Here is a 17,146-nt window from a genome sequence, read left to right on the forward strand (position 1 = left end):
TGCTACCAGGCCACCGCGGTGGGCCCGGCATGTTCCGTGTCCAGCCGGGTCGACGTGCTGACCCCGTCGGGCCAGTCGACGGCCAGGTGGAGGCCGTGGGCGGCCTCGTCGGCCACGACCCGGCACGCCTGCCCGGCCGTGGCTGCCGGGGCCCTGGACAGCTCGAGGAGGGCGACGACCCATGCGCCCGGCCGGACGGGGTGGTCCAGCCAGGGCACGACCAGGTCGCCGGCCAGCGGCCCGCCGTGCGGAACAACGGTGGCACCGGCCGTTCCGCCGCCGTGAACGCTGTCGAGCCTGCTGGTCAGGCCGGCCCCCGTCACGGCCGCCACCCGGTCACCCAAGGTCGCCGTCGCGTTCCCGGCAACGGCCCAGCCGCCGATCCGCAGCCGCAGCGCAGCCGCCCCGACACCGTCGGCGAGGTCGTCGACGCGGGTCAGCCGGAGTTCCCAGGGGCCGTGGACCAGCGAGTACACCGTGAGGTGCCCGGCCGGTCGGGACCGGCCCCGGCGGCCGCCGCCGTGATCGCGTTGACCGGGATCCGGGTCGACCCAGTGGGCGAGGGCACGTGATCCGGCCACCCCGACGCCGTCGGTGTCGACGTACACGGTCAGCAGGCGCATGCCGGCGCGGTGGGTGACCCGACCCGCGTCGTCGACGAGGGTGACGGACTGGTCGAGCGGACTGACCCAGCCGCTGTCGTCGAGGACAGGGCTGGTGGCGGTGGAGTAGCCCAGCCGGGCGTAGAGCGGGGAGTCTCCGACGGTGGCGCCCTCGACGGCGTGGTCGGTGCCGTGGTTGACGACACGGACGACCCCGTCGGCGCGGGTGCCGGAGACCAGCCAGCCCGGCGCGGGTATCGCCCGTACCGAGTCCCGCTCCTCGACCGGGAGCGGCTCCTCGACGGCCGTCCAGACGGGATGGTCGGCGGGCAGCGCGATGCCGAGCAGACCCTTGCTGGCCCAGTACGGCGAGCCGGGCCCGGAGTACGACTGCGCCAGTCGCGGCCACGGCCCGTGCCAGCCGAGGGTGAGCAGGCCGCGTTCGTCCACGGCGCCGTTGGCGACGAAGTGGCGCACGATACGGGTGGCCGCGCGGCGCAACTGACCGGGGCTGACCGAGGACACGCCGGCGATGGCCCCGACCCAGAACGGCGCCGCCGCGGCGAATCGGTAGGTCAGGCTCCGTCCCTGGATCAACGGTGATCCGTCGGCGCCCACGAGCGCGACCGCATCGCTCAGGAAGCGGTCGAGGCCGGCCAGGTCCCGTTCGCGGCGCTGCTCGGCCAGGCCCGCGGCGCCGGCCATGCGCGCCCACAGCGTCGGGTACAGGTGCAGGGCCCAACCCACATAGTGGTCGTAGGCGCGGTCTGATCCGTCGGACATCCAGCCGTCGCCTCGGGCGAAGCCGTCATGGGTGCGCAGGTCCTCGGCCATCTCGTCGAGCGAGTGCGGCCCGCCGACCGAACGCAGGAACGTCTGGACGACCAGCCGGAACCAGACCCAGTTGATCCGTGGGTACGTGTCGTCGCCGACCGCCGGGCGCAGATAGTCCACTACCCGCTCCCGCACCACGGGCGGCAACCGGTCCCAGATCCACGGACGGGTCAGGTCGAGGACCAACGCGATGGAGGCGGCCTCCACCTTCGCCTGGGGGTGCTCGTCCAGGCGCACCCAGCGGTCCGGACCGCTCGGGTCGGTGCCGGCGGCGATGCCGGTCGTGTACCGGTCCACGAGTTCGTCCACGCCCACTCCCCGGGCACCCGCGATGCGGAAGCCGGCCAGCAGGAAGGTGCGAGCGAAACCCTCCAGGCCGTCGACGGCCCGTCCGTAACCGCCCGCCGGCCCGGGAAAGGTGACGAGGGCGTGGCCGGGCGACGCGAACGGCCGGACGGCGGCGAGCATCCGGTCGGCGAGGGCCAACCAGTCATCCCGGTGCCAGGTCGCGGCGGGGGCGGCCGGGTTCGTCCCCGGTGTCGGCCGGCCGGCCGTCCCGAACGTCATCCGAGGTCCTGTCGCATCAAGCCGTCTCCGTGAAACGTGGCGAGCGGGGCGTTGCCCATGAATGTGACGTGCAGACATCCACCGGGTTTCCGAAGTAAAACGCTCACATCAGAGCAAGTCAATGCCGTCCTCAAACCGATACGGACACAACCGATCAAAGAGGGAAACAATACTGCTTTGACCGGCCAAGTGATCTGATACGATCACCATCGTTCATAACCGCTCTACCGTCCGAGGGGTCATGACCATCGCCGACCGCTTCGCCGGCCCGCTGACTGCGGCGCGGCGCGGTCACCGGACGGAACCACCGGGACGGATGTTCGCGTCGCCGCAGGACGCCTGGTGCCTCGACCCGGGCCAGACGACCTCGCCGCCCCCACAGCCACCTGCCCGTGGCCGGCCAGTCATGGCTCGGCGGCGGCCGCGCCCGGCCGCCGCGCCGGGCGGCGCCTGGCCGGCTCGGCGACGGTCGGCAGCCGGGTGCGGCGTCGTGCGCCGCGACGATCCGGCGGAGCACGACTCCTATGCTCTTCGACGGATGGGAGATGAGCTGATCCGGCTCGCGATCGACGTCACCGCGTTCGACCCGGCCGGCGAGCTCATCCGCACCCCGCACGAGCTCCCGCCGCACCAAGCGTTCCCCGGAGGTCCCCCATGACCAAGGACAGTCCTGTCGTCGCCACGACGGAGGGCTCCCGAGGGCCGCTTCAGGTCGCCCGCCGTCAGCAACTGTTGGCAGCCCTGCAACGGGACGGCTCGATGCGCGTCTCCGACCTGTCCCACGCGCTGGGCGCCGCGCCGGTCACCATCCGGCGTGACATCGCGGAGCTGGCCGCCGAGGGTCTGGTGCGCCGCGTCCACGGTGGGGTCGCCCTGATCCTGCCGGACGACGCCCCGGCAGCAGACGAGGCACCAGTCGCCGGCCTGGACCCGCTGGTCGGACGCGCCCTCGGCATGCTCGTGCCCTCATTGGACTACTACTGGCCGGACGTGGCCCGCGGCGTCGAGGGAGCAGCCCGCGAGCTCGACATGCGCGTGGTACTGCGCGGCTCCTCCTACGACACCGAGGACGACCAGCCGCAACTGGCCCGGCTCGTGGAGCGGATGGGCGTCGACGCGCTCATCATCGCGCCGAGCATGGACGCGCCGAGCGCCGAGCGCACCATCGAATGGCTCGACCAGGTCGGCATCCCGGTCGTCCTGCTGGAACGCACCGCCACGGTAGGCAGCCACCACGCGGTCATGGAGTCAGTGGTCACCGACCACGCACTCGGTGCGGCCATGGCGGTACGCCACCTCACCTCGCTCGGACACCGCACGGTCGGCCTGGTGCTCGATGCCAACAGCCCCACCAGCCAGCACGTACGGCGCGGCTGGCTCGACGCCACTACCGAGTGCGGCCTCGACCCGGACGCGACGGTGGTGGCCGTGGTGCCCGACGCGCGGTCACCGGAGCGGGACACCGTACTCAACGACGTCCTCGACCGGTGTCAGGCGACCGGGACGACGGCGCTGCTGGTGCACGCCGACGCCGAGGCCATCGCGCTGGTACAGCACTGCGAGGAACGGCACCTCTCCGTTCCCGGCGACCTCTCCATCGTGGCGTACGACGACGAGGTCGCCGGCCTCTTCAGCCCGCCGCTGACCGCGGTCCGACCGCCTCGACGCTCGATCGGACGGGCCGCCGTGCGTCTCGTCGCCGACCGGCTTGTCGACCCCGACCGCCCCACCCACCGGATCGTCATCAGCCCGTCACTGCGGATCCGGGGATCGACCGCGCCGCCACCCGCGTAGGTGCTCCACCTCATCCTCGGCTCCCCCGGTCACCGTCCGCCCGGCCGATACGGCAATGCTGGCCGACGCTCCTGGTCTGCCAGTCTGAAGAGGTCAGATCGATCCGGCGCCATCGGCTCACCGGCAGCACGCCTGGTGGCTCGGCGTCGGCTTCGGAATCGAGATCCACGACGACCTCCGTGTTTCGTTGATCAGTGGGGCAGGTCAGGTGCGTGTGCGGCAGGTGGTGCGGGCGTCGGCGTACCAGGCCGTAGTGAGAAGTCCTGCCTGGTGCCGTGACCACGAACGTTCACGGTGTCGGATGACACGCCGTCGTGCCTGTCGGCTGGAACCACGACTCGGACACTCCCCGTGACGAGCCGAGGAACTGTCCGGTCCGGGCTGGCCCGCCGGGCCCGGACCCGTTACCGCGCAGGCCCGCCGGGCCCGGGCCTCTCTCGGGCCCGGACCGAGTCCGGCCCCGAGAGAGGTGGCGGTCAGCTACGCAGACTCCATCGCTGGTTGGAGCCGCCGTTGCAGGACCACAGGATCAGTTTGGTGCCGTTAGCCGTCCCGGCGCCGTTCGCGTCGAGGCACAGTCCGGACTGCTGTCCGGTGATCGTGCCGTTGGAGTTGACGTTCCACTGCTGGTTCGGCTGGCCGTTACAGTCCCAGATGATCACCGTCGTGCCGTTGCTCGTACCCGCGCCGTTCGCGTCCAGGCACTTGCTGCCGTACACCTGCAGTTGCCTGCCCGAAGTGTAGGTGAAGCGCTGGCCCATGGCGGTGCCGCAGTCCCAGAGCTGCACCTGGGTGCCGTTGTTACGATCCGTAGCGACCGCAGCTTTGTCGTTGATTGTCAGAGATGGGCACTGAACTGCACTGACGCCATCAAGCGATAGTCGTCGATTGTCACTGATTGTCGACCGCGAGCGGGGGTTTTCGGGGGGTAAACGGGGGGGCCGAAACGCGGATGCAACGCCCTGCGGGCCCGCCGCCCAGAACCTGCCGATGCCAAGAGAGGGGGTGATGCTCCCGCCGTCGCATTCCGACCGCCGCAGAACCCCGCTCACACGGTCGACCGCACCCCTCCGGGGTCGGTCGTCGTCACTTAACCCCGTGGTCGCGGCGGTGCGCCGCCAACGCCCGCTGGTCCGGCCGGTGCGCGGGATCCGCCGTTGGCGGGAGTTCGGCCCCGGAGAACTCGCCGTAGTGGTCGAGCCCTTCCGCAACCTGGACCCGGTACGAGTCGTCGATCCAGAGCAGCCCTTGGTCGAAGAGGTTGTGTAGGTCTGCTCGGAGTAGAAGGCCGTTGGAAACCCGGTTGGTGGCCGGTCCGTCGTACGGCTCGATGTGCGCGGCCTGCAGCGCTGCCTCCACGCCGCAACCGCTGATCGCGCAGCGGCCCTGGTACGCCACGATGAGCCGGCGACGGAAGTCGGCCTGCCCCTGTCGGGCCGTCACTTGCGCCAGCTGGCGACGGCGGCCCTCCGGCAGTCCCTCGGGTTCGGGCGCCCGGGCCTCGTCCAGAATCTCGACCAGGCGGTCCACCTCTACCGGCTGCACGGCGCGAACGCCCTGCACGACCTTCTCCAATACGTCTGTCCCCGCCACGCCGCGTCTGAGCAGGAAACGGGTCAGCGGCACCTCCCATCGTATCTCCAGCCGCCACTGCGAACCGTCACCGTCGGCGCGGAGGTACGGGTCAGCCCAGGCGGTCCCAGCGGCCACGATCCGCCGGTACGGGGTGCTGGCATAGACCCAGATGCGGTCCCCGGCCCGAATCTGATGGAAGCAGGAGGACAGGTGCCAGTCGTCGTATGCGCCGTCGGCTGGCAGGCTCCCAAACATCTCCAGCACGTCTTGGTCGTAGCCCCACATCTCGGTCCGGTCGTTCACCGGATAGATCCACTCGGCGGCCGGGCGCGCGCGGCCCAGCACCTCGTCGACAAGCCGGTGGCTATGCCCGGCGCCCTGCATGGTCCGCGCGGTGAGGAGGGCGGAGGTCAGATGCCGGACTGCGGCAGCGAAGCGCTCGTCGGCGAACGCCGCAACCAACTGGTCGTACGGACCACGCACCCGAGCCTGGTCCGGTCCAGCGTCCCGGTAGTCCGACCACTCCTCGGTGAGGCCCGGAAACTCCCGGGCCAGGGCTCGGCCGGTCGACCAGTGCCGGCGGAGCACGGACCGCCGGACGACGACGAACCCCTCGGCTACGTCCTGGTTCTCCGGATCGAGCGGTTGGTGCAGAACGAACGTCTCCATCGTTCGCATGCACACCGCGGACAGCCGACGCGGGCTGCTCTTGGTGTTCGGCAGGCAGGAGAGGGTCCAGTACTCCCGCTCCGTTCCGGCCGGGTTGGGCACCGCGACGTCCAGGTACGCCCGGTTCGCTTCGACCACGGCGGAGTAGTACCCGCTCTCGCTCAGCCGCTCGAACTGGTTCTTGCCGTTGGCCACCATAGGCTTCGCCGACTCCTCGTCCCGGCCCTGAGGCCGACTACCCGAACGCCCCCAAGTGGGCGATGAAGGAATGGTGATGCTAGTAAATGCGCTGACGAACACGCTGCCACCGGAGAAAGCCGGGAGCCGGAACGGGACCAACAGCCCACGCGGAACGGCCCGCTCGGGTGGCTGTCGTCACCCGAGCGCTCCTCCCGGTGGCCGCCCGGGAGGTCGGCACGGTCTATCGGACGGAAGCAGGCGGGGAACTGATGGAAACTCCACCGAGCAATCAGGAAGCAGGTGCCACAGTGACCCCGATCGAGGTCGCCGGTCGACCGGTGAACGACCCGCTTGGCGTCTTCGTCGACTACTGCCAGCAGCATGCCCGCACGGTCCGCGCCTACGACTGGCTGGCCGGCACGCACCCCGTGCTGACGCCGAAGCTCATCAAGGCAACTCGCGCACCGTACATGGGCAGCAGAACGAGCCGGGAGCAGGAGCGCCACCTGCTCCGGTTGAACGAGACCGCACCCTGGGACGACGTCCCGCTCGACGCCCACCTCCGCGACGCCGACCCGATGCTCGACGACGGCCACTACGACTGTGCGCTTCGGTTGTACCAGCACTTCTTCCAGGATCGTCCGCGAGGGCTCGGGCACGCGAAGGTGAGCAAGGCCTTACACCTGGTGCGGCCTGGCCTGTTCCTCATCCTCGACAGCGCACTGGTGCGCCGTTACCGGCGGGCCGCCGGGGTTGCGGCACGTGAACTGCAGCAGGCAGGCAGCCGGCACGCACCACTGCGGCGGGCCTACTGGGAGGCATACCGCACGGATCTGCTGCGGGCCGCCGAGGGCCTCGCGTTGTTGCGGGGCGCCGCACGCGACCACGACGATCCGCTGGTCGCCGAGGCGGCGGATCGCCTGTCGGACGTACGCCTGCTGGACATCCTTGCCTGGATGCCGGACCGAAGGGCTTCAGCGGCCTCGTGACGGTCGACCCTGCGACGCCAGCACCGGCAGGGTGGTCATGGGGCGCCAGGACCGGCCTCAGACCGATACGGTCGGCGCTATGACCTTTGTGGAGGCCGGCGAGGGACTACCCATGCTCGGCAAACTCGAACTACTCGACGTGCGGCAGGTCTGGAAGCACGAGGCGCACATCTTCACGCCTTGGTTGCTGGCGAACGCGGACGTGCTCGGCGAGCTGCTCGGCATGGACTTGGCACTGTCGTCAGCGGAACACGCCGTGGGCGGATTCTCGTTGGACCTGATCGGCGTCGATGAGGCGACGAACGAGACGGTGATCATCGAAAACCAGCTGACGAGGACAGACCACGGCCACCTGGGCCAGTTGCTGACCTACGCCGGTGGGACGGATCCGGTCACCGTGGTGTGGATCGCGACCGAGTTTCGCGAGGAACATCGGGCCGCGTTGGACTGGCTCAACACCCGTACGGACGAGAACACGCGGTTCTTCGGCATTGAGATCAGTGCGGTACGCATCGGCGAGTCGGTGCCGGCGCCCCTCATGCGCCTGGTCGTGCAGCCGAACGACTGGGGCAAGAAGGTCAAGGCGATCGCCAAGGGCGACACCGCGGCAAGCGACCGAGCATTGGCCTACCAAGAGTTCTGGACGAGGTTCCTGGAGGCGGTCCATGACCGCAAGCTCGGGTGGACGACGTCGACCAAGGGCTCGCCGCAGAACTGGCAGTCCCTGCCCGCCGGCATGAACGGCATGTCGTACACGTGCACGTTCGGCCGATCCGGCCTGACGAGCGAGATCTTCTTTCAGGACCCCGATCCCGCGGTCAACGACGCGCGTTTCGCCGCCGCCCGCGCCAAGCTGGCGCCGACTCTCGGAAACACCCTGTCGTACGAACCGCTACAGGCCAGGAAGGGGTGCCGCATCGCGGAGTACCGCAAGGGTGACATCGGCAACGGAGACGACTGGCCCGAGTACATAACCTGGTTCATCGATGCTCAAACCCGCCTTCGTACGGCGATAGCCGAAGGCGGTGGCCTGGCCTCGCTCATCAATCCTTAACGGTGCACTACTCGTCGCCCGCAAGGTCGCCTCCGGCGCGGGCACCAAGGAAGTCGCCGCGCTGCTGTTCGTCAGCCCGCGAACGATCGACGCACACCTACGTAACCTCTACCGCAAGCTGGGAATCACCTCACGCCGGCAGCTGCGCGAACTCCTCCGCTGACACGGCCGGGCCGACCAGACGACAGTAGGGCCCCGCCGGCAGGGACCGGCGTGACCGCCGGGTCATCCCAGCACTGGAACTCGGGCGCGATCACACCCCCGTTCGGCAAGCGCCTTCAGCTCCGTTAGCCATGTCTCCAGACCCGCGCCGAGAGCCGTGGTAGAGAGCTCGACGTCCTGCTCCACCTGTTCGCCGCGCCACGTCTCCTCGGTCCGTACGAGGACCCGGCCGTTGATTTCGGTAAACGTCCAGACGTGAACCCCCTCGCTGATACGAAGGCCGGCGCCGATGGCCGGCCCGGTGGGTCTGACCCGCGCACCGCAGGGTCCCGGCCTGCGCCGTCAGCAAAAGCTGGCCTCGGCCCGGGCCGGTGCGCCTGCGACGCCCGCTAGGCCGGCCACGACCACTGCCACCACGATGACATTCATACGAATTCACCCGGCGGCCAGCCGCGCCCCGGACATCCCAGTCGGTGCGGATCGCCGGAAGCGGAGATCGAGTCAGGGGCCGCGCCAATGAGTCTCCACGACAAACCTATTGGGAAACGGACCGACTCCCGACCCGGCCGGCGAGACGGTCACACCTCGCGTCCAGTGTTCTCGCGTCCGGTCGCGCTGCCCGGTGTCCTCGATTGCGGGAGCCTTGCTCGACCCGGCGGGATGGTGCGACAATTGATCGAAGTGTATAAATATTTACTGAGCGGGCCGGCGACCGTGGAGCGGTGCGGCCGGAGCAACGGAGCCGGGCCGCACGCCCCAGGCCACCATCCGGCGCCGGGCCGCGTTCTCCAGGGAGCAGCCAGCATGAGCATGTCACCGTCCGGACGCGTGTCCGCCCGGGTCCGGACGGTTCTCGCCGCCGCCGGATCCGTCCTCGTCGTGGGGGCGCTCGTCGGCGCCGCTCCGGCCAGCCCGGCCGATCCGCCTACCAGGATGGACAACCCGTACGTCGGAGCGCGGGTCTACGTCGACCCGGAGTGGGCCGCCCGCGCCGCCGCCGAGCCCGGTGGCGACGCCGTCGCCGGCCAACCGACCGCCGTCTGGCTGGACCGGATCGCCCGGATCGAGGGCAAGGACGGGATGATGGGTCTGCGCGAGCACTTAGACGCGGCCGTGGCGCAGCGCGCCGACCTCGTCCAACTGACCCTCTACGACCTGCCGGCCCGCGACTGCGGCCGACAGGCTCCGCCCGGCGAGCTGTCGATCGGCGACATCGCCCGTTACCGGACCGAGTTCGTCGACCCGATCGTCGAGATCCTCGCCGACGCCCGCTACGCCGATCTGCGGATCGTCACCTTCGTCGAGCCGAACTCACTGCCCAACCTCGTGGTCAACGTGAGCCCCCGCTACAACGCCACCCCAGCTTGCGACGAGGTCAAGGCGCGCGGCACCTACCTCGATGGGATCGGGTACGCCCTGGCCCGGCTCGGCGCCATGCCCAACGTCTACTCGTACCTGGACATCAGCCACCACGGTGAGACCGGCTGGGCGGACAACGCCGACCCGTTGACGGCGTTGCTGGCGCAGGCCGCGACGAACGGCGGCAGCACGCTGGCCGACGTGCACGGCTTCGTCGCCAACACCGCCAACTACTCGGTCCTGCGCGAGGAGCACTTCCGGGTCGACGACGTGGTCGCCGGCCAGCCGGTGTACCAGTCGAAGTGGGTCGACTGGAACCCGTTCGTCGACGAGATCCCCTATGCACGGCACATGCGCGACCGACTGATCGCAGCGGGCTTCTCCCCGCAGGTGGGGGTGGTGGTGGACACCTCCCGCAACGGCTGGGGCGGCCCGAACCGACCCACTGGCCCGGCGACCTCGTGGGACGTGAACCGTTACGTCGACGGCAGCCGGCTCGACCGGCGGACGGTAGTCGGGAACTGGTGCAATCAGGTGGGCACCGGTCTCGGCCAGCGGCCGACCGCCGCGCCGGAGTTGGGCATCGACGCCTACGTCTGGGTCAAGCCGCCCGGCGAGTCCGACGGCGCCAGCGCCCGCCCGGGTACGGGCCGCCCGTACGAGCCCTTATGCGATCCGGACTACCTTCCGCCGCACGGTTCGACGTGGCCCACCGGCGCGATGCCGGCGGCACCCCCGTTCGGGGAGTGGTTCCCGGCACACTTCCGCCAACTGCTGGTCAACGCCTGGCCGCCGCTGTAACTACTCGCGAGACTCCACCAGGTTCTGATCGCCGCTGTGGCGGCGCGCGTCTCGACCGTGATACCAGCCGTTCTCGTCGTCCGCCAGTGGGACACGGCCCGACTGGGTGGCGATCGAAGGAGACGACCGCCACCCCACGTCGGCACCCTACCGTTGCGCCCGCCGTCTGCAGTTGTCCCTGAACACCGTCAAACGCTACGCGCGAGCCGACCGGCCCGAGCGGATGCTCCCCGTCCACACGTACCGGACTAGGTTCTGTCTCGCGGATCTTGGTTGTCGGGGACGGCGCGTAGCCAGTCGAGGGTTTCGACCAGGTCGAGGGTGGCCTGGAAGTTGGCGGCCAACTTGTCGTAGCGGGTGGCGAGTTGTCAAGCCCCGGGTTTGCTGGAGAGTTGGTTAGCTGGTTTCAGGGGTGTGGTGACCGGGTGGGTCATCGCGTGTAGTGCTTCGTGTTCAGCGGGTGGGACGTGTCCGAGTTCGCCGTGTAAGCGCCGGTTGTTGTACCAGTCGATGTACTCGACGGTGGCCATCTCCAGGTCGTCGAGCCCACGCCACGGGCCTCGGTTGCGGACGAGTCCGGCCTTGTACAGGGAGTTGAACGCCTCGGCCATCGCGTTGTCGTACGAGTCGCCCGTGGAGCCGACCGAGGCGACGGCGCCGGCCTCGGCGAGGCGTTGGCTGTAGCGAATCGCTCGGTATTGCACGCCCTTATCCGAGTGGTGGATCAATCCGCCCAGGTCAGCGCCCTGATGTTCGCGGCGCCACATCGCCATCTTCAGCGCGTCGAGCGCCAGATCCGTGTACAGCGACGTGGACACCTGCCAGCCGACGATCATGCGGGAGTGCACGTCCAGGACGAACGCGGCGTACACCCAGCCCACGCTGGTACGCACGTAGGTCAGATCCGCGACCCACAGCTGATTCGGTCGTACTGCGGTGAACTCACGTCTGACCAGGTCGGCAGGCCGGCCGGTCTCGGCAGCGGGCCGCGTCGTCCGCGGAGACTTGTCACGCAGCAGCCCGCGCAGTCCGGACTCGCGCATCAGCCGCTCGACCGTGCACCGGGCCACCCGCACGTCGCGTCGGTGCAGCTCGTGCCAGATCTTGCGAGCGCCGTAGACGCCGTAGTTGTCCGCGTGGACCTGCTCGATCACCGCGGTCAGCTCCTCATCGCGCCGCGACCGGGCCGAGGCCGGACGGGTCCTGGCGGCGTAGTAGGTCGACGGTGCGATCTGCGCGGGCGTGTCTTCCAGCGCCTGCAAGACCGGCTGGACACCGTGTTCGGCCTTCTGCGAGTCGACGAAGTCGACCCTCATCGCGACGGACGGTCCAGCTCCGCCGCGAAGAAAGCGGTCGCCCGCTTGAGGATGTCGACGTCCTCGCGCAGCCGGCGGTTCTCCCGCCGCAATGCCGCCAACTCGTCGCGCTCAGCGCTGGTGAGCCCGTCGGTACGGGTACCGGCGTCGAGGTCGGCTTGCTTGACCCAGTCCCGGACAGCTGTCTCGGTCAGGTCGAAGTCCTTCGCGACCTGCCCCACCGTCCGGTCCCCGCGTCGACACACCTCGACGATCTTGGCCTTGAACTCCGGCGTGAACGCCCGACGAGGCCGGCGCGGCTTCTTACCCATGCCTTCCATGATGAACATCCTCCCGAGGGCCGCACAGGCCCCCTGATCTGGGATGTCCGTCAAATCGGGTCAGGCCCACTTCCTGCTTGTGACGGTCCTACTTGTCGTTCCGTCAAGGATGAGCACTCCTCCCGGCGTGCACGAGTGGCGGAGGGAGGAGGTGATGGGCGATGGCCCTGCGGGCCGCCACCGTATGCGCGGCAGGCGAGGTGTCATGGCCAGCAGGGACGAAGGACCGGAGCGTCGGCCACGGCGCGCGGGCTCTCCGCGTACCGCAACGTGCTCCGCTCGTTCCCGGTTTTGCCGAGGTTTGTGGACGCTCGCTGCATAGGCCGTGGCACGCGGAACGCGACGCCGGACGACTGCAGCAGATCAGCACCCACTGGCTGCGTCACACCACTTTGACAAGGGTAGAGAGGGCAGCGGCGGTTTCGCCGACGCCTGCCAACGCCACGGCATCCGCCGCTCGATGGGGCGCATCGGCTCGTCGTATGACAACGCCCTGGCCGAGTCGTTCTTCGCCACCCTCAAACGCGAACTCGACGTCGACCACCGCCGCTGGACCAGCGAAGCCGACGCCCGCCGCGACGTGTTCCGCTGGATCGCCTTCTACAACCACCGACGCCGCCACTCCGCACTCAGCTACCTCAGCCCAGCCGACTACGAACAAACCCTCACACCGACTACGCTGCACCAGATCGCGGCATAACCCGGTGTCCACATCCCGGGGGAACCTCAATGACGTAATCGTCCCCACGGAGGGCCCGAATGAACTCGTGCCCCGCCGATCCGTCAACAGGAGGCCCGACGACGTGGCTCGAAGAGCGATGCCGGGTGCCCGGTAGCCGGAATTCGAGCGCGACGGCGAGACTGGTCCGCCAGTGGCCCCCTGGTCGCCCAGGCCGATGAAACCGGCCGTCATCGCTTCAGCAGCCCGGCGGCGACGTCCCACAGGTGGGCGGCATTGTCGGCGTCCACGGCCCAGGCGGCGACGCCCTTGCCGAACATCTCCGGCGGCTCGGTGAGGGTGGGCGACTCATTGCAGTCCTCGAAGTAGCGCCCGCCGACGCCGTCGAGCAGCGGAGAGGCGGCCAGCAGGACCGAGGTGGCCGCCCCCTGCGGCGGGGTCTTGCGCAGATGTTCCGGCGTGCGCAGGCCGCCGGTGTGCTTCTGGAGCCCGGTGGCGATTGCCCCCGGGTTCAGCGAGTTGGCCACGATGCCCTCGGCGCTCCACCGGCGCGTGGCCTCGACGGCAAGGAGCACGTCGCCGGTCTTCGACTGGCCGTACGCGGTCCAGCGGTCGTATTCGCGGTGGGTGTAGTCGATGTCGTCGTAGACGATGTCGGACATGAAATGGGCGTTGGACGAGACCGACACGATCCGCGCGCCGCCGGCCGCAGCCAGGGCGTCGTGCAGGCCCAGGGCCAGCGCGAAGTGGCCGAGATAGTTGGTGCCGAACTGAAGTTCGTGGCCCTGGGCGGTTGTCTGCCGGTCCGGCACGGCCATGATTCCGGCGTTGTTGACCAGGATGTGCAGCGGGCCCGACCAGGCCCGGATGAACGTGTCGACCGAGTCGAGGTCGGCCAGGTCGAGCGCGGCGGCCTGGACGTTCCCGGCCAGTTCGTCGGCCAGACGGCGGGCCGCGACCACATCCCGGGTCGCGATGGTGACCTCGGCACCGGCCGCGGCCAGGGCGCGCGTCGTCTCGCGGCCGATGCCGGTGGCGCCGCCGGTCACCACGGCGCGTTTGCCCGTGAGGTCGACACCGGGCAGAACCTCGTTGGCGGTGCTGGTGAACCCGAAGGGCGTAGTGATCAAATCTGACATGTCAACGACGGTACGGCGGCCCGGAGTGACGTGCCTGGGGTTGTCATTCATAGGCACGCGAGCTGTTCGAGCAGTGTGACGGCGGTCCCGGACGAGTCGAAGGACTCCGGGAAAAGGCTCAGCGACGGCATGTCGAGGGAGCGGGACCGCCATCCCAAGAGCTCGAGCAGACCGACTCGCGCAGCGTGGCCAGCTTCGCCTCCGACTCGCTGCCGGGCACGGCGTGATGGATGACGAGGAACTGCGCACCGGTCCCGGTGATGTACAGCTTCTCGTACATCAGCTCGAGGTCGCCCAGCGTCGGGTGATGCAGTGTCCGGGCGCCGCCGGTGGTCTCCTTGACGTCCTGGCGGTCCCAGATGGCGCGGAAGTCGTCGTTAGTGGCACGGAGCTCACCGACCAGGGCCTGGAGGCGCTCGGATCCGCCGTCGGCACCCACGACCAGGCGGGCGTTGGCGACGACCTCGGCGACCACGATGTCCCACTCGGGGTACATCGCGCGAACAGCCGGGTCGGTGAACGCGGCCCGCAGCAGGTTCACCCCGATGCGCTGGCTGGGAAAGAGGGCCTCGGCGAGCGGGTTGGCGGCTAGGACGTCCAGGTACTTGCCGTGCACGAAGGCGGGCACCTCGCGCAGCCCCTGCAACAGCAGGCCGATGCCGTTGGGCACCTGCTGCGGGTCGGTGTCGGCGACGGCGGTCCGCGCATGGCCGGCGAGCTTGTGGAGGTAACGGGCGCCGTCCTCGTCCAGTTGCAGGGCCCGGGCCAGGGCATCCACGACCTGCGGCGAAGGGCTGTCGTTGCGGCCCTGCTCGAGGCGTACGTAATAGTCGGGACTGATCGCGGCCAGCTCGGCCACCTCTTCGCGGCGCAGCCCGCGAACCCGCCGCATCTTGCCGTCACGTTCGACCGGGCGCACGACGGCACGCCGTGCGCGAAGGAACTCGCCCAGGGGCGTCGGCTGTGGCACGCGATCCAAGCTACCGAAAGCGAGAGGTCGCGTCGCCCACGACGGCGGGCGGAGTCCCGGTTCGATCTCGGCGGAAAGCCAACAACAGCGTGCCCGCGAGCCCAGCGACGGCCGGCGGACGGTCGCTGCCAGGTCGGGTCAGGCCGCGGCGCCAACATGTCGAAGGCGGTGGTCGGGCACGCCGGCGCCGGTGAGGAGGTCGGCGATCTACTGGGAGCAGTAGTCGAGAAAGACTGCGACGTGGTGGTCGTCGCCGAGATGGCATGCCGCAGCGAGGGTGCCGAGGTTGACTGGACGTTTCCTTCACCTTCGCGCCAGTGTGACCGATTGGCACCCCGACCTTGGCAGGGCAACATGTCCCACTCAGGCCATAATAGCCCCATCCCACCCGGCTCAACCCTGACCGGAAACGCAGCACTTCACCCCGGGATCGTGTCTGGTTCACATTCGGCTACACATCGACGGACATGACGTCCGCCGACCCGGTGCCACGGCACCGTACGCCTGAATCATGACCGCGCGACGAGCCTATCCGTCCGACCTGTCCGACGCCCGCTGGGCCCTGATCGCACCCCGTCTGAACGCATGGCGGCAGGCCCGCACCGACGCCGGCGTCAGCGGCCGCACCCCCACCCACGACCTACGCGAGATCTTCAACGCGATCCTCTACGTCAACCGCACCGGCATCGCCTGGCGCTACCTACCCCACGACTTCCCACCCCACCCGACGGTCTACGGCTACTTCGCCGCCTGGAGTAAGGAGGGCATCTTCACCGAGCTGAACTACCAGCTCACCGGCCTCGTCCGCGACCACCACGGCCGCACCATCACACCCACCGCATCCATCATGGACAGCCAGAGCGTGAAGACCTCCACCAACGTCCCACTGTCCACACAGGGCACTGATGCAGATGCTCCTATGTCAAGCGGCCAGCGGATCGGTCCGATCGTTCTTGAGTTCGTGCCCGTGGGCGGCGGGGAGGGCAGCGGGTCGATCATGTGGTCGGAGAGCGCGTTCGTCGGCCAGAAGGGCGGCGAAGACCCGGTCGGACAATCGTCGTCGGAGCAGTCGCAGGGCTTCGGTCTTGGTCTTGCCGCTGGCGAGCAGCTTGTCGACGTATTCCTTGCCGGGGCCGATACCGCGCGTTTGCGTGACTGCGGCCATGTGCAGTGCGGTGTTGACGGTCCGGTTACCGCCTCGATTGAGTCGAACGCGGACCTTGTTGCCGGACCAGACCGGGATCGGTGCGGTCCCGTTGAATCGGGCGTAGGCGTGCTTCGAGCGAAACCGGGCCGCGCCAGCGGTCTCGCCGAGAATCATCGCCGCGCCGAGTACGCCCAAGCCGGGGATGCCGAGCAGGGTGGGCCCCAGATCCTCGACCAGGGTCCGTAGTTCGCGCTCGAGGCTGTTGATCTGCGCGGTCAGCTCCCGGCAGCGGACCAGCAGGTCGCGGGCGATCCTGGCGACCGTGCCGTCGACGCCCGTGAGTCTGGTGGTCAACTCGTCGATGACGCGGTAGCGGCGCAGGCCGCGTGAGGGCACCTGCAGTTCCGGGTCCAGTTCATGCAGGTGCCAGCGAAGCCGGCTGCACAGCTTCGTGCGTTCCACGACGAGGTCGTGACGGTGGTCGGAGAGCAGCTTGACCTGTCTGGTGGGCCCATCGAGGCGGGCAACGGGCAGATTCGGATCCCGGAGCGCGGCCAGGGCGACGGCTTCGGCGTCGATCGGATCGGACTTGCCCCGCTGCCGTCCGGACCTTCGGGCGGCGGCCATCAACCGGGTGTGTACCCGCACGACCCGATACCCGCAACGCAGAAGGTCGCGTTCGAGCCGGCGGGTCATGTGCCGGCAGTCCTCGACAGCGAAGCTCACCTCGGGCCACTGGTCAGCCCATTCCACCGCCCGGAGGTGACCTTCGTCCGTCGCGGCGACAGTACGTTCACCGAGTCTGCGACCAAGGTCGTCGACCGCAACCAAGGTGTGAGTGCGCTTGTGCGCGTCGATTCCGATGACAGTCATGTCAGCTCCTCGCTGCCGGGATGAGCCACCCCCGCTTTCATGGAGCTTCTTGACCATGGTCTGATGGCCGTGGGGGAGGAAGTAGTCCGTGGCTGCACCGAAGAAGTACCCCGACG

At 69.2% G+C, this 17,146-nt stretch carries 12 protein-coding genes and 3 pseudogenes; 7 read left to right on the top strand and 8 right to left on the bottom strand.

Annotation, left to right across the window (positions count from 1 at the left end; genetic code table 11):
* Positions 1-2: 2 nt before the first annotated feature.
* On the bottom strand, positions 3-2,003 hold the full coding sequence (locus AB0C22_RS25900) for a DUF2264 domain-containing protein (RefSeq protein WP_357537521.1): 2,001 nt from the start codon (positions 2,001-2,003) through the stop codon (positions 3-5).
* 654 nt (positions 2,004-2,657) lie between these two features.
* On the opposite strand from AB0C22_RS25900, the gene AB0C22_RS25905 reads away from it, so the two are divergent.
* A complete protein-coding gene (locus AB0C22_RS25905; protein WP_219463496.1) occupies positions 2,658-3,797 on the top strand; it encodes a substrate-binding domain-containing protein in 1,140 nt (379 codons plus the stop codon).
* A gap of 10 nt (positions 3,798-3,807) precedes the next feature.
* Here the strand turns inward: AB0C22_RS25905 and AB0C22_RS25910 are convergent, their stop codons facing one another.
* From AB0C22_RS25910 to AB0C22_RS25920, 3 genes and pseudogenes are all read right to left on the bottom strand, one after another.
* The gene (locus AB0C22_RS25910) at positions 3,808-3,966 is read right to left on the bottom strand and encodes a hypothetical protein (protein ID WP_219463497.1); all 159 of its coding nucleotides are present in this window, start codon (positions 3,964-3,966) and stop codon (positions 3,808-3,810) included.
* 307 nt (positions 3,967-4,273) lie between these two features.
* A pseudogene (locus AB0C22_RS25915) lies at positions 4,274-4,597 on the bottom strand (RICIN domain-containing protein); the annotation flags it as partial.
* 286 nt (positions 4,598-4,883) lie between these two features.
* On the bottom strand, positions 4,884-6,236 hold the full coding sequence (locus tag AB0C22_RS25920; RefSeq protein WP_357537524.1) for an HNH endonuclease: 1,353 nt from the start codon (positions 6,234-6,236) through the stop codon (positions 4,884-4,886).
* A gap of 293 nt (positions 6,237-6,529) precedes the next feature.
* On the opposite strand from AB0C22_RS25920, the gene AB0C22_RS25925 reads away from it, so the two are divergent.
* From AB0C22_RS25925 to AB0C22_RS25940, 4 genes are all read left to right on the top strand, one after another.
* The gene (locus tag AB0C22_RS25925) at positions 6,530-7,210 is read left to right on the top strand and encodes a DUF6308 family protein (protein ID WP_357537526.1); all 681 of its coding nucleotides are present in this window, start codon (positions 6,530-6,532) and stop codon (positions 7,208-7,210) included.
* 79 nt (positions 7,211-7,289) lie between these two features.
* Complete coding sequence (locus AB0C22_RS25930; RefSeq protein ID WP_357537528.1) at positions 7,290-8,264, top strand: DUF4268 domain-containing protein; 975 nt, start codon at positions 7,290-7,292, stop codon at positions 8,262-8,264.
* Positions 8,236-8,427, top strand: a complete 192-nt coding sequence (locus AB0C22_RS25935; protein ID WP_357537530.1) for a helix-turn-helix transcriptional regulator — start codon at positions 8,236-8,238, stop codon at positions 8,425-8,427. The genes AB0C22_RS25930 and AB0C22_RS25935 overlap by 29 nt, the downstream gene beginning before the upstream one ends.
* 803 nt (positions 8,428-9,230) lie before the next feature.
* Complete coding sequence (locus AB0C22_RS25940) at positions 9,231-10,586, top strand: glycoside hydrolase family 6 protein (protein ID WP_357537532.1); 1,356 nt, start codon at positions 9,231-9,233, stop codon at positions 10,584-10,586.
* A 368-nt stretch (positions 10,587-10,954) separates the two neighbouring features.
* Here AB0C22_RS25940 and AB0C22_RS25945 read toward each other — a convergent pair.
* A pseudogene (locus tag AB0C22_RS25945) lies at positions 10,955-12,213 on the bottom strand (IS3 family transposase).
* Between the two features lie 334 nt (positions 12,214-12,547).
* Here AB0C22_RS25945 and AB0C22_RS25950 point away from each other — a divergent pair.
* On the top strand, positions 12,548-12,922 hold the full coding sequence (locus AB0C22_RS25950; RefSeq protein WP_357537534.1) for an integrase core domain-containing protein: 375 nt from the start codon (positions 12,548-12,550) through the stop codon (positions 12,920-12,922).
* Between the two features lie 209 nt (positions 12,923-13,131).
* Here AB0C22_RS25950 and AB0C22_RS25955 read toward each other — a convergent pair whose 3' ends face one another.
* Positions 13,132-14,040: an SDR family NAD(P)-dependent oxidoreductase gene (locus tag AB0C22_RS25955; RefSeq protein ID WP_357537536.1), complete on the bottom strand. Its 909-nt coding sequence runs from the start codon at positions 14,038-14,040 to the stop codon at positions 13,132-13,134.
* 118 nt (positions 14,041-14,158) lie between these two features.
* A complete protein-coding gene (locus AB0C22_RS25960) occupies positions 14,159-15,010 on the bottom strand; it encodes a helix-turn-helix transcriptional regulator (RefSeq protein ID WP_357537538.1) in 852 nt (283 codons plus the stop codon).
* 511 nt (positions 15,011-15,521) lie between these two features.
* Here AB0C22_RS25960 and AB0C22_RS25965 point away from each other — a divergent pair.
* Positions 15,522-15,920 (top strand): annotated as a pseudogene (locus tag AB0C22_RS25965) (transposase); the annotation flags it as partial.
* A 12-nt stretch (positions 15,921-15,932) separates the two neighbouring features.
* On the opposite strand, the gene AB0C22_RS25970 reads toward AB0C22_RS25965, so the two are convergent.
* On the bottom strand, positions 15,933-17,146 hold a 1,214-nt coding region (locus AB0C22_RS25970), incomplete at its 5' end, for an IS110 family transposase (protein WP_357537540.1).

It is taken from the genome of Micromonospora sp. NPDC048894 (genome assembly GCF_040649765.1).
In the GTDB taxonomy this organism is placed as follows: domain Bacteria; phylum Actinomycetota; class Actinomycetes; order Mycobacteriales; family Micromonosporaceae; genus Micromonospora; species Micromonospora antibiotica.